The sequence below is a fragment of the Pseudoalteromonas galatheae genome, assembly GCF_005886105.2.
GTDB classification, from domain to species: Bacteria; Pseudomonadota; Gammaproteobacteria; order Enterobacterales; family Alteromonadaceae; genus Pseudoalteromonas; species Pseudoalteromonas galatheae.
Genome location: NZ_PNCO02000001.1, coordinates 1,786,107 through 1,799,976, shown reverse-complemented (window position 1 = coordinate 1,799,976; position 13,870 = coordinate 1,786,107). Strand labels below are relative to the sequence as shown.

12 protein-coding genes and 1 pseudogene are annotated in these 13,870 nt (G+C 41.2%); 11 read left to right on the top strand and 2 right to left on the bottom strand.

What is annotated here, in order from left to right:
- The first annotated feature begins 58 nt into the window (after positions 1–58).
- From CWC29_RS07860 to CWC29_RS07835, 6 genes are all read left to right on the top strand, one after another.
- Positions 59–568: a YgjV family protein gene (locus tag CWC29_RS07860; protein ID WP_138524768.1), complete on the top strand. Its 510-nt coding sequence runs from the start codon at positions 59–61 to the stop codon at positions 566–568.
- A 328-nt stretch (positions 569–896) separates the two neighbouring features.
- Positions 897–3,881, top strand: coding sequence for a TonB-dependent receptor (locus CWC29_RS07855; protein WP_138524770.1), 2,985 nt, complete (start codon positions 897–899; stop codon positions 3,879–3,881).
- A 95-nt stretch (positions 3,882–3,976) separates the two neighbouring features.
- A complete protein-coding gene (locus CWC29_RS07850; RefSeq protein WP_138524772.1) occupies positions 3,977–4,975 on the top strand; it encodes a proline racemase family protein in 999 nt (332 codons plus the stop codon).
- Complete coding sequence (locus CWC29_RS07845) at positions 4,972–6,060, top strand: M24 family metallopeptidase (protein ID WP_138524774.1); 1,089 nt, start codon at positions 4,972–4,974, stop codon at positions 6,058–6,060. Before CWC29_RS07850 ends, CWC29_RS07845 begins: the two co-directional genes overlap by 4 nt.
- Before the next feature lie 9 nt (positions 6,061–6,069).
- Entirely contained in the window at positions 6,070–7,014 is a 945-nt protein-coding gene (gene lhpI / locus CWC29_RS07840) for a bifunctional Delta(1)-pyrroline-2-carboxylate/Delta(1)-piperideine-2-carboxylate reductase (RefSeq protein WP_138524776.1), read from the top strand.
- Entirely contained in the window at positions 6,995–7,273 is a 279-nt protein-coding gene (locus CWC29_RS07835) for a hypothetical protein (RefSeq protein ID WP_235956545.1), read from the top strand. Before lhpI ends, CWC29_RS07835 begins: the two co-directional genes overlap by 20 nt.
- Positions 7,274–7,403: 130 nt before the next feature.
- Here CWC29_RS07835 and CWC29_RS07830 read toward each other — a convergent pair.
- A pseudogene (locus CWC29_RS07830) lies at positions 7,404–8,377 on the bottom strand (integron integrase).
- Between the two features lie 246 nt (positions 8,378–8,623).
- On the opposite strand from CWC29_RS07830, the gene CWC29_RS23540 reads away from it, so the two are divergent.
- From CWC29_RS23540 to CWC29_RS07810, 5 genes are all read left to right on the top strand, one after another.
- Entirely contained in the window at positions 8,624–8,827 is a 204-nt protein-coding gene (locus CWC29_RS23540; protein WP_209319036.1) for a hypothetical protein, read from the top strand.
- A gap of 27 nt (positions 8,828–8,854) precedes the next feature.
- The gene (locus CWC29_RS23535) at positions 8,855–9,082 is read left to right on the top strand and encodes a GNAT family N-acetyltransferase (RefSeq protein WP_209319035.1); all 228 of its coding nucleotides are present in this window, start codon (positions 8,855–8,857) and stop codon (positions 9,080–9,082) included.
- A gap of 149 nt (positions 9,083–9,231) precedes the next feature.
- Entirely contained in the window at positions 9,232–10,395 is a 1,164-nt protein-coding gene (locus CWC29_RS07820) for a hypothetical protein (RefSeq protein ID WP_138524778.1), read from the top strand.
- Positions 10,396–10,491: 96 nt separating this feature from the next.
- Entirely contained in the window at positions 10,492–11,625 is a 1,134-nt protein-coding gene (locus CWC29_RS07815) for a hypothetical protein (protein WP_138524780.1), read from the top strand.
- 117 nt (positions 11,626–11,742) lie between these two features.
- Positions 11,743–12,216 (top strand): hypothetical protein, encoded by a 474-nt coding sequence (locus tag CWC29_RS07810; RefSeq protein ID WP_010448942.1) that lies wholly within the window; start codon positions 11,743–11,745, stop codon positions 12,214–12,216.
- Positions 12,217–12,639: 423 nt separating this feature from the next.
- On the opposite strand, the gene CWC29_RS07800 is transcribed toward CWC29_RS07810, so the two are convergent.
- A complete protein-coding gene (locus CWC29_RS07800; protein WP_128725700.1) occupies positions 12,640–13,794 on the bottom strand; it encodes an IS110 family RNA-guided transposase in 1,155 nt (384 codons plus the stop codon).
- Between the last annotated feature and the right edge of the window lie 76 nt (positions 13,795–13,870).

Here is a 13,870-nt window from a genome sequence, read left to right as displayed (position 1 = left end):
CTTAGGTGAATTACTGCTAGCGAATTGCTTGTGACAATGCTTCTTTTAGGAGTTTGTCATGTTCTTATTATCTCAGTTTTTGGTTGCCCTTGCTGCTTTACTCGATCTCGCGTCATTTCAATTTATGAAGCGACAGCAGGTGCTATTGGCACTAAGCGTGTCGACTGCACTTACTGCAATTCATTTCTATCTACTCGATGCTATTGCTGGCGCATTGCTTATGGCGGTTGCGAGCCTTAGATATCTAGTGTTTATCAAGTCGCAGTCAAAGCGCTTACTTATCGGTTTTCTACTACTCAATACCGTGCCACCTTTAGTACACTTAAATGCAAATTACGAACTTTATGCTGTTTTTGGTAGTGTTTTATTGACATTTGGTGCATTTATTCGCGAGCAGGTGGCATTTCGGTGTGTGATGATGTTAGGTACTTTGTGCTGGTTGATACATAATTGTTATGTCGGTTCACCCATGGCGATTGTGTTAGAAAGTACTTTTTTGGTGAGTAACTTGATTGGGCTAGGGCGAATTTATATGAAGTATAAAACGAGTAAGTTGAAGGCTGAGTAAAGCGCTCTGACTAGCAGCCGAGTTAAAGTGGATCTAATTTTACTGGTATGGACACTAATCAAACTAGATTAAGTTTTAAATATATAAATTAATTCAATGGGTTAAATGAGAAGCTCTCAACTTTTCAAGTCATTACTTGTTGAGTAAAAAGCAGTATCGCCAAAGAGTAGCAATAAAAAATTAATAAATAATCTCTATCTAAATCATAATGTTACCATCATTGTGTGTAATTATTGCATAATTAATATTGTATACAATATATCTATTGTGTATTGTTTGTTCGTTACCAAAAAACCACTCAAATCAATGGGAACAAAAGGACAACAATATGCGTAATAACAAAAAAACAGCGCAAACACTGTGTAAATCACTCACAGCATCAGCACTTGCTTTAGCGTTGGGGACTGCTACAGCATTTGCAGCAGATGGCAATAGCACTGTGAAAGGGAGCATCGTCAATGGTCAAGGTATTGAGTTATCGCAGGCTCAATTGACCTTTACACACAAAACTAAGGGGCTGAAGTTTGCTGTGCAAACTAATGGCAAGGGCGAATACATTTTACGTAATCTGCCTGTTGGTCGTTACAGCGTGTCAATTAATAAAGCAGGATTTGAAACCGTTATTGAAGAGGACGTTGAGCTTAATATTGGACAGGCGCTGATCTTAGACGCTCAACTATTACAACAAGGGCAGGATATAGAGCGGATAGCGGTAACAGGTACGGCTATCCGACGTGTTGATATGGCCTCGTCAACGGCTGGCGTAACCTTTACAGACGCAGAGCTCAAAGTCATGCCGGTCAACACTGGCTTTGAAAGTATTGCGTTACTCGCACCAGGCACCGCTGAACCTGGTGGAGATTCATTTAAGGGGGCATCAAGTTTTGGTGGATCTTCGTCAGCAGAAAATGGTTATTACTTTAATGGCTTAAATGTCACGAGTATCCAAACTGGTTTAGGCTCAATTCGCTTGCCTTGGGAAGCCATTTCACAAACTCAAATCAAAACGGGGGGAATTAGCCCTGAATTTGGTGGCGCGCTTGGCGGTATTGTTAACGCAATTTCTAAATCTGGTGATAATGAATTTAACTTAGGGGCGGAGGTGAGGATAGACCCTTCTTCTAGTCATAGTTATCATGATTCTAATTATTTGGATAACGGGACAATTAACTTAAATACAGAGCAAGATTACGACTCCTTTAGAGAATTACAAGTCTGGGCGAGTGGTGCAATCATTGAGGACAGTTTGTTTTATTATGGTCTATATGCGCCTCGACGGGAGGTTAATCGCTGGGCTGGGCAAACGACCTTCAATGACAGAAGCCGAGATGAAGACCGTTGGTTTGCAAAACTTGATTGGTTCATCAACGAAGACCACTCAATCGGATTTTCAGCCATGAATAACAAAAGAGAATGGACGAGGCAGACCTATGCTTATGATTGGGAAAGCGATACGATTGGTGATAAACAAGGTGTAGCTGCTCCCGGTGAAGATGGCGGCAAGGTTTACAGTATCAATTACAGCGGTTACTTTTCAGACTTTTTCTCGGTATCGGCTGTGGTTGGTCGAGTCACTGAAAATGTAGAAAACATCGTTGCTTCAACTGTGCCAGGTGTTTGGGATGAAAGGGAAAGTTTTGTCACATTATCGAGCCACACAGCTAGCAGTATTTCTGAGCAAGAGTTTGTTCGTGACCAAGCGAGAGTAGATTTCAATATCGATCTAGACTATCACTCCATTTTGTTTGGTGTTGATTACACTAAAGTTACGGTAGATCACTTTGAAGGTCAAAATGGCCTTGGAGACGCAGAAGGCTGGTGGACAATCAAAACCGCTGGTGAAGGGAGCATCTCTGGTGCTGCGCTAGGTCAGGATTATATTGAACGCCGAGTGAGGACTAGGACGGTTGACTCTGAGGTTAACTCGCTTGCTGTCTACGTCAATGATTCTTGGCAAGTCACCGACCAACTCGTGTTAAACCTGGGACTGCGTTATAGCCAGTTTGAAAATACCGTCACTGATGGCAGAGCATTTGTTGATATGGATAACCAACTCGCGCCAAGGTTTCAGGCTATTTACGACTTAAATGGTGATGGTGAATCCAAAGTTTTCTTCACTTACGGGCGATACTTTCAACCTGTGTCTGCCAACATGAATATCACTCAAGGTTCAGCTTCAGTAGAGTGGTTTGAGTATTTCGATCTAGATCAAGTAGACAGTGATGGCTATCCCATTTTATTAAATGATGGCTCGCCAAGTCGAGGGGAGATGCTTCGAGATAGACGCTGGCGTCAACGCGGAATTACAGAGCCTGGCTTGATTGCTTCTTCAACACTTAAGCCGATGTATTCTGACGAACTGACCTTAGGGTACCAGACCACCATTTTTGACGATATGGCATTTGGGGTTAGAGCTATTTATCGAGATCTTGGACGTAGTGTTGAAGATACGGATGTTGGCCCCGTACTTGCGAAGAAATTGGCCGAACTCGGTATCCAAGACAATGTCGGTCAAGGGTCTTACTATGTGCTGAATAACCCTGGTGAAGCGATCACCATGAGTTATGACTTCGATGGCGATGGCCAAGTCGATGAAGTGACACTTAGTGCAGAAGAGCTTGCCCTGCAACAAGCTGTACGTAAATATCTGGCACTTGAATTTACCTTAGAGGGAAATATTACTGATAAGTTGCGGATTAATTCTTCTTATACTTGGTCACACAGCTATGGTAATACAGAAGGTTTAGTGAAAACCGACAACGATCAGGCTGATCCTGGTTGGACAACTTCTTATGATTACGCGGATCTGATGGATCACGGCTATGGTAATTTGCCTAACGACCATCGCCATTCAATAAAAGTATCAGGCTCTTACGATATCACAGATGAGCTAACTCTGGGGCTGGTTGCAAGAACGTCATCAGGCCGCCCGACTAACTATTTTTCTAAGCACCCAGTCGGTGTAGATAGCTGTGCCGCAGGAAGCCCTTGGGACGCGTGCGTAAGTAAAGATTACGGTCATGTTTCACATTATGACGAAAACGGCAATCCAGCTCCTCGCGGTAGCATTGATAATCTGCCTTGGGCAACCACGGTAGACCTATCGCTCAGTTATTCTACAGATATTATGGGGCATGACCTATTGCTTAAAGGAACTGTTTATAACCTACTAAACAGTGATAAAGCGCTTGGGATCAATGAACAACGTTCTTTAGACGGTGAAAATGGTTTAATCGTTAACCCTGACTACGGCATCACGACGTTACGACAAACTGAACGTTACGCGTCGTTGCTTGCAAGGTTTACGTTTTAATTTCCCTGGAGAGAGCCAAGGATAGGTGTCATGTACCTAACTCTTGGTTTAAGCCAAACAAAACGTTTGGCTTATTTCATGTCACGGAGAGTATGATGACGTTAACAATAGATTTTGAACAGATACTGAGCCACGCGAAAGTAATAGAGACGGTTGATATGCATACCGCCGGCGAACCGTTGCGGGTGATTGTCGATGGATTCCCTGAACCTCAAGGCAGCACTATTTTAGATAAACGGCAATACTGTGTAGAAAATCTTGATCACTATCGCACCGCGCTGATGTATGAGCCTAGGGGTCATACTGATATGTATGGTGCACTTATCGTTGAAAAGCAGTTACCAGAAAGCGATTTTGGCGTGTTATTTCTTCATAATGAAGGGTACTCAACAATGTGTGGTCATGCGATTATTGCTTTAACCACACTATTTTTACAGCACAATCCTGTAAAGAAGCAGTTGTTGATAGATGCGCCAGCAGGGTTAATTACTGCATGGCTAAGAGACGGCCAAGCTGAATTTGCCAATGTACCAGCAGAGGTAGTGACACTCGATAAGCAAGTCAAGACATCTGAATTTGGTTTAATCTCAGTGGATATCGCATTTGGTGGTGCGTTTTATGCCTATATTGACGCTGATACAATCGATTTAGCTCTTACGTCAGAAAATGCAGCTTACATTCAGCAGTTAGGTTTAACGCTTAAACAAGAAATTGCAACACAGATTAGCTTAGTGTGTGACGATGCGCGCCTTGCGTTTTTATATGGAGTGATTTTTTATTCCAATTCTCAAAAATCGGACTCTGCCCACAGTAAGCATGTGTGCATTTTTGCCGATGGCGAATTAGATCGCAGTCCAACAGGGACAGGAGTTAGTGGTAGAGCTGCAATTCTTGCCGCCAGAGATGAGCTCTCTGCAAATCAACGTATCTTTATTGAAGGTATATTAGGCCTGGGCTTAGATGTTTGTTATCAACTTACTGATGACAGTAAATCGTTAATCCCAATAGTTTCGGGCACAGCCTATATTACAGGCCGACACCAATTTATTTTAGACGACCACGATCCATTAGTAAGAGGATTTTTACTACGATGAATGTAGATTACGCAGCCAGACAGCAACGCTTAGTCAATAAATTACAACAACACCAAAGTGACGCTATCATTATTTATGGCTACGAGAATATTGTATATTTAACTGGCTTTACTGGCCATGCTGCAACATTGTTGATGTCTTCAAATGGGCAACACAGACTCATTACCGATTATCGTTACTTTGAGCGTGCTAGCAATGAAGCGGTGGGAGTCGAAGTTATTTTAAGAAATCGTGATAAAGAAACGTTACCTGATTGTATTTTTAGATTATTGGATGGACCGCGACAGCTTGCATTTGAAGCGCATCAAATTAGTCACGCAGATTATGTCTCATTAAATATCAGTGCAAAAAATACCACGCTTGTTGCCGCGCCGCTGTGGGTGGAATCACTAAGACAAGTTAAAGATGGTTATGAAATTAACTGTATTAAACGCGCCGCCGAGATAGCTGACTCGGCGCTTGCCCATACACTGCCTTTGTTAAAGGTAGGGATTACTGAGCGAGAAGCGGCAATTGAGCTTGAGTATCAGATGCAAAAGCTAGGCTCCGAAGGACTCTCTTTTGACACAATCCTATTATTTGGTGCACGTTCTTCCTTACCGCACGGAAACCCAGGACAGACAAAGCTCAACCAAGGGGACTTGGTACTTATCGACTTTGGTGCGGTGATAGGCGGCTATCGCTCTGATATGACGCGAAGTTACGTGTTGGGGGAGCCGATGAAGCAACAACAATCCATTTATGACACGGTTCAACATGCGCAGCGAGCTGCGTTGGCGCTAATAAAAGCGGGCGTTAACTGCATAGATTTAAATAACGCATCACACGATGTGTTGAGTCATAGTGACTTTTCACAATACGCAGGTGAGGGACTTGGTCACGGTGTGGGGCTATTTCTACACGAGCAGCCGTTTATTAAACCTGGGGTCGATCACCAATTAGAAGCTGGCAATATCATAACCATAGAGCCGGGTATTTACATTCCAAATTATGGTGGTGTGCGCTTGGAAGAAGATGTATTGGTGACTGAAAATGGTTTTGAATGCTTAACCCACGCGCCACAAGTATTTCAGCTAACAAACTAAGGAATGATGATGCAAATTATTACTCGCCAAGAGGTTGCGGATAGCCTCAACTACCCAAGCTTAATTCAGGCGCTTAAACAGGGTTTTGCGCAACCAGCAGGTACACCAACACGGCAAGTTTTTGAGCTAGATAACAGTCATTGCAATCATGACGCTTTTGCTGTTTTACCTGCTTGGAATGCAGATGTGATTGGCGTAAAGGCCTTTACCTATTTCCCAGATAACAACCAGCACGATAAAGCTAGCCTTTACTCAAAAATCATGCTGTTTTCTAGGCAGTTCGGTGAGCCGCTCGCGCTTGTGGACGGCACAGAAGTGACGTTGTGGAGAACCTCTGCTGTGTCAGCATTAGCCGCAGAGTATTTAGCACCTACACATGCCAAACATTTGGTTTTCTTCGGTTCAGGCAATTTAGCTAGTTACATGATTAATGCGCATTTAAGTGTTAGAAATTACATTAAAATTTCAATAATTGCACGCAATGCTGAAAAAGGACGCCTGTTGCTGGATCTATTGTCCTCGCAGCATCCGGGAATGGAATTTTCATTGCATCAAGAGGCAACTGCGTCTGTTATCGCTTCGGCAGATGTGATCAGCTGTGCAACAGGCAGTCATACGCCTTTGTTCAATGGAGAGTGGTTGAGCGATGGTACGCATATAGATTGCATTGGCAATCACCATAAAGATTGTCGAGAAATTGATACCACAACGGTAACTAAGAGTCGCGTTTTTGTAGATAGTCGCGCCAATGTATTGAACGAGGCGGGCGAATTGTTGTTACCGATCAGTGAAGGTAAATTTAGCCCCGATAAGGTGGTTGCAGAGCTTAGCGAAATGACTAAAAATAACCTAGGTCGAAGTAACGAGAATGAAATTACTTTGTTTAAGTCTGTAGGAACAGCACTGAGTGATTTAATTGGAGCGAAATTAGTGTATGACTTGGTTCAAAACTAAAGAGCACGGTAAAGTGTATGAAGTAACCGCAGTCGTCAAAGCTGCTGATAAGCGCTTGGTGAATCCGCTTATTTGTCACGAATGTCACATGTTGGTCAGTTATCAAGGAGTTGGTGGCGAAACGAAAAGCGAAAAGCTGCTATATGACGAGGTGTTTTACAAAGCGTTTCAAAACCACGATAGCTGTTACGCATGGTGGATGACAATGGTATTCGCCATTATCATCCAAGTGAGTAAAGTGACTTATTCAATTAAGTGAACACAATTAAGTGAATAAGCGCTAATTTTTGACCTGATAGAGTGCAAATATAAAGCGCTATGAGTACGGACACTTCAGCTATTGGTCAGGTGCGGACTGCGGTACTAACATGTTTCTGCCCCAAAACAAGCTAGAAAATTTTGCTCAAAGGGCTAACAACACCGTTTGCGCCTTGCTGTAAAACATGAGTATATATTTGCGTTGTCTTCACATCGGAATGATCAAGTTGAGCTTGTACGGTTCTAATATCTGCACCACTTTGTAGTAAATGAGTAGCAAATGAATGTCTAAAAGTGTGGGGCGTTATAGGTTTTGTTATTTTTGCTTTCTTTGGCTGCCTCTTTTACCGCTTTACGTACTCCTGTTTGATGGAAGTGATGCCAGCGGATCTCGCCAGTTTCAGGATCAGCACTTAACTTATATGAGGGAAATGGATACTGCCAAGCAATTGACTTATTGGCGCTAGGATATTTTCTTGCTAGTGCGTTTGGCATCCAAACACCAGCATAATATTCGTTCTGGGGATCTAATTTTAAGTATTCATTAACCTGAGCAATTTGATTTCTTAGCAAAGGTATAAGTTCAGTGGCAAGTGTAACTACCCGATGTTTATTCCCTTTTCCATTCCAGATCCGAATGCACTTGTAGTCAAAGTCAATATCCTGAACTCGTAGTTGAACAGCTTCCATTACACGTAAGCCGCTACCATACATTAAACCTGAAATTAAATAATATCGTTTACTTAAAAACGACATGAGGCGTTTAACCTCATCGGGGGTCATAACAATTGGCAACTTAGATTGGCGCTTGCTTCTGACAAACGTTAAATTAGGACACAAATCCTGTTTAATTATTTGCTTATTACAGAAAAGATAATGCATTTAACGCTGTCGCTTGTGTTTTAGGCGGCACATTACATTTAAGTACAAGGTAGTCGAAATATTCGACAACCTCGTTATCGCCCATTGAAGCTGGGTGACGCTTATCATGAAGATGAATATAGGAAGAAGTCCACTTAAGATATGTATCAACTGTTCTGAGCGAATATTGCTTAGTCAGCATAAACTCGGCGATGTGATTTAGAAATGGTGAACGAGTTCTCATTGAATTAGCTCTAAAAATAAACTGTGTTTATATACAGTATTGGCGTATTTCTCCTATAGTCAAGAAAACGACCCACTGGGTCGTTTTTATCCTTTTCATAGTTTCATAATGATTAAAACTATATCTGTAGTAACAAGTTAGTTATTGTGATAAAACTGGTACAATGAGAATAATGACCCATGACTAGGTAGATAAACGACCCATTGGGTCGATATTAAATTGTTATGTGCTTTGATGGAAATGAATATGGAAATCACAATCAGGCGTATCGAAACAGAAAGCATTGAGGACAAAAGTATATTCGAGACTCTGTTCAAAGAGTATCTATCTGGATTCTCAATTGAACTAGATCTCTCAGTAATTGCTCGGCTATTTACGTTGCCTTATTTCCACGGGTTTATCAGTTTTGTCGACAATAAGCCTGCTGGCTTTGCGGTTTGCTTTGAATAATTCTCAACTTATCGTGCGCAAAGAGTGATGAATATCCATGATTTTATGGTGTCGGACAGCTTTCGTGGTAAAGGTGTTGGCAAGGTGCAATTGAATGGTATCGAACAGTATTGTCGTGATAATGACTACCTCAAAATCACACTAGAAGTCGGTGATGATAATGTTGCAGCTAAAAAGCTCTACAGTTCATTGGACTACAAAGATTACAGAGTAGTTTTGAAAGGTCAGCAACATTGGCAAAAGTACCTCAGTTAGCACGCACATAACAAACTGTTCAAGAGGGATTCGCAACGCGTGGCATTTTTACTGTGCGTTGGTTTAAGTGATTAAGGTGGTATGCAGCGGCTTCGGTATTGCGTTGCTCACCCCTTAACAGGGCGTTAGGCCTCAAGGAACATATTGAAATGGAAAATGATGTAAATAGTCTTCCACCAATGATTTACCCATATCATATAGGGCCAAAAGTTAGAAATTTCTCAACTTCGCTTTTATTTCATGAGAATTTAGCTGTATCTTTAGCTGCATGGCCAATGGGCGACCCGATCGACGCCTTTATCACAGTTGGTGGAAGAGCTGACCAGACAAACCACCCTCTATCGAATCTCTTTAATTACGTTTTCTATCATTTTGATATCGTGCAAGAGGTTGCAGTAAATGAGATGAAACACCTGTCACCTCTTGGTGACAAGATATCTCGTGCTATGACAATTTATCCTGGAACACCTGAGCATTACGAAGTTTGGGAACCTTATCACGAGAAGTGCTTGCATCTTGCAGCGACGTCTTTGGAAAATGCTCATATACATTCTGCGGCAATCACAGATTTTATTTTCCGCATATATGAATTAATGATAATTCACGAGAATGATCCAGACTTGGTTTTAGAGAGCTTGGCTAATCGCGCTTCTAAACTAGGGGGAGAAAATTTAATACTCGCTGAATGCGCATTGAATCGATATACCCTTCCGAAAACTGGGAGGGGAAGCTGGCTTACCGACTCTAAGGATATGCTAAATATATTGGCTATTGTAGGTGATGAGGTTGCTGCGCCTGTAGAAGATACCCTGCCATTTAGAGCAGAAAGTTTAGCATCTACATTGTTTGATAAATTGTTGTCTCCTTACACTCCGAAACTAGACTCAAATGGAATTAAAGTTGTAAACAAAATGATGGATGAGAGAGCGGGTGAATTGGCTGTTTTGAGAAAAACAGTTGTCCACGAAGCGCACTCTATTGTGACAGAGTCGCCATCAGAAAAAATGCTCAAAAGCGCCATTGAGGCCTCTTTGTTTAAGGCGGAAAAAGAAGTGAGTAGTCTTGTAAATATCAACAAAAGTAGCTTTAAAGAACTTACAAAAAAACTAACTGAGGATAGAGTTGTGTGGACAACTTTTGGTGGCTTTGTTGGAGCTGTATCTTCTGGTATGCCTTTAGCTCTAACCGCTGCTCTTGGAGTAGCGGCTCTGTCTAGTTTGGGTTCAAATGCTGCAAAAGTTCGAAATGAAAGTAAGAAAAAATTAAGTGAATCTCCATATTCATTTATCCATTATTTGAGCAATGAGGCCTAACAAGCCACTGCACTCGGAAATTTTACTCGCTTCGTTCCTAAAATTCCGGTGAGTGGGGCGTTATGCTCTTCGTCTTAAAATATATTGAGGTCTTTGATGATTTACTTTGATACAAGAACGTGTGTGTACCCAAATTGCTTTGAGGAAAATGTTAAATCTCATGCAGTATCTAGAAATATTTCTCTCGAGTCGATCGCAGAAAACTATCACCTATATTCATTTATTCCAAAACGAGATAGCAGGGATACGAAAAAACCGCTTATAGATAGAATTAGTACTAATAAAGCAACAAGGCATCATTGTTTTTGTGATAAACATGAGGAAACCTTTAAAAGGCTAGATGATTACGAAATTTCAAGTACAAGAGATGTTTTGCTTCAAATTTATAGAACGTTATGTGTTTCGCATAATCAAGAAAAGACAGCTCTTATTGATATGTATAAGTTAAATGATCTCAATGCACATAAAATGATACCTAGGAGCGATGTAGAGCTTGCCTTGAAAGGCAGTGAGTTTGAAAAAATAATACCTATGCTTGACGACCCTAGAATATTAGAGGCTGCACAGCGGAAACTAAAATTCCAAATTTCAGAATTATTTGACTATGAATTAAGAAAAGATGAAGAGTTAATTTACAAGATAAAATCTATTAATGACACAATAGACGATAAAGCCATTCCGTTAAATGAGCTGCAAGTGATTACAAATGAACGTTTCGATCATACAATATTTTATTATAAGTTGGACTTTAAAATACCAGTAGCCTTAAGCGCTATTCAACATGCCGGTGTAGGTAATACCAGAGTAAAGTTCTATTCGATGGTAGTACCTTATCAGAACAGTACCGTTATTATTGGACTTATTCCCAACTTACTGTTGGCAGATAGTGAGAGAACTGAGAAGGTTAATAATTATTTTTCTTCAAAGTATAATGTCGTAAAGTATGTTGAATCACTAATTTCAATATCGGATGGGTGGTTTATCACACCTTCAATAATAGATAATATGCCAAAAGAAAAATCTAGATTCTTTGAGACCGATTGTATGTTTTTGAATGAACGTAAGCTTTTTAAAGACTATGATTTCTCGATATTTGACGATCTAAAAGTGAAAGAGTTGGGATTATCAGCGGATGATGAAGAATTAAGTTTTATACCAGAACGCCCTGAATATAGTGCTAGATATGAAAAAATGCTCGAAGCTATGCAGCTAAAAGTTCCTGAAAAGTAAACGAGCATAACAAAGCATTTAAGAGCGATTCGCAAGGCTTGGCATTTTCGCTTCGCTCAAGTATAGCCAAGCGTCGCTCACACCTTAATGCGGCGTTATATTTTACTGGAGTTCATCATGCTAAACAGAATCGAAGAATGGATTGATTTAACGAACGAAAGGTTTTCTAGCCAACGAAAAATTTGTACGTTGTTTGCGCGTCAGTTCGCCGGCTTCTACTCCGAAGAATTTCTAGCTGACTCATATTTTGTGATCGTTGATAGTATCCCAAAGCCAGATTTCCCAGAATTACGTGAAGCGGGTTTAGGTGACTTTCTTGATATGGAAATTCAAGGTATTACATATAAGAACACTTATTATATTTTACCGACTTTCGCTCAGGACCTACGACTGCACTTTCACGAGTTGGTGCATGTTGCTCAATGGAAAACTCTTGGCGCTCCAGGCTTTTTGCAACGCTACATAGCCGAGGTTCAAAGTGTTGGCTATAAGGATGCTCCGCTGGAGAAATTAGCTTATGCATTTGATCATCACTTTTCTCAAGGTGGGCAAAAAGTTGATGTTCCAAGCTATGTAGAAAATAAAATATAACAAACTGTTTAAGAGTGATTCGCAACGCGTGGCATTTTCACTATGCGTTGGTTTTGGTGTTTAAGGTGGTATGCGGGAGCTTCGGTATTGCGTTGCTCACCCCTTAACAGGGCGTTGGTATGACTCCCACTGTCAAGTTAAACACACTGATCCTTGCTTAACTTTAAGCCATAATTTCTTAACTCGAATTAGAGAGAGTTAATGCATTAGGATGAAGCAAGTAATTTCGTCGGTTTTCTTGCTGGTATTCGTTGGTTACTCATTTTCATGAGCAGAGCAGACCTTACTTAACTCGACGTGGCACCTGTTTTCAGTCTATGTTCGTGGTTCAATGCTGCGTTAGCTGCATTGCCATCCTAACGCCGTCGGTGGTTGTGCCACACCCGATGCTTGACCCAATACATTAACTCTAATTCGTTCATTTTAAGCTGGTACTCTGGATAATCTTAATTTGGGATTTACCGGTGAGAGCACAACCTGTTTTGCGATTGCCCAGATATAAGCAATCATTTCACGGGCAATGGCGGTGACAACGAGGTTGTAATGCTTGCCTTTATTTATAAGCTTTTTATAACGTTTACAGAGCCTTAATTGTGCTTTCCATGCAATATCAATAAGTTGCTTTGGTAAGCCTTCTTGTCGTTTTTGTAACTCAGTCGATATGTTGGCTGCATGACGGTAACTGTGAGCACCTTCGACTAATAAGCGCCTTGCACGACCATTGCCACATTTAGTAATTGCGCCAATATGCCTTTTACCACCACTCGAGTGTTCACTCGGAACGAGCCCAAGATAACTCATGAGTTTTCGCGGATGGTCGAAGCGGGTTAAATCACCAAGCTCAGAGACAATACCAGCGGCCACGAGTAAGCGAACGCCGCGCATAGCTTGGATTGCTTTAACTACAGGGTAGTAACGCCATTGATAAACATGATGAGAGAGCTCATTGTCGAGTCGCTCCAATCGTGCAGTTCGCTCGTTTATGGTTTGAATAAACTCTTGTAAAACGATTTGTTGTGCAGGATGTGGCAATACCAGCTCTGTGAGCCAACGTAAGTGTTTGAGAGACCAGTTTGCTGTGCCAGCATAGTTAATGTTGTTGCGAAGAAGCATTGCTTTTAGCTGGTACTTTGCATCTTTTAAATCTTTCATCGCAACTTCTCGAGCACGAGATAAATCACGAATAGCTTCATCTTCCGGCTCAGGTACATAAATAGGGGTTAAGTCTTCAGACTTAAGTAATTTAGCTAGTTTAAGTGCATCACGTTTGTCAGTTTTTACACGCTCGCCAGGTTTTTTAGGAATGAGAGAAGGGGCAACCACATAGCAGCAATGACCAAGACTAGTGATTAACCGATAAATCCAGTAACCGCAGGGGCCAGCCTCATAAACGAAATGGAGCGTAGTGTTAGGGTATTTAGATTCAAATTGTCTGATAAGCTTTTTAATAGTGACTTTAGATGAATAAATACGACCGAAATGAATGGGTTGTGCACCTCGATTGTCTTCAATATAGGCAACTTCAATGAACTCTTTATGAGTATCTAAGCCAATGAAAAGTATGTTATGTTTAGTCATGCTAGCCTCTGCTATTTAGTTATTTGACAAACTAATTATGGCTCTGGCTTTAAGCTAACCCACGAAATGCGGAGGC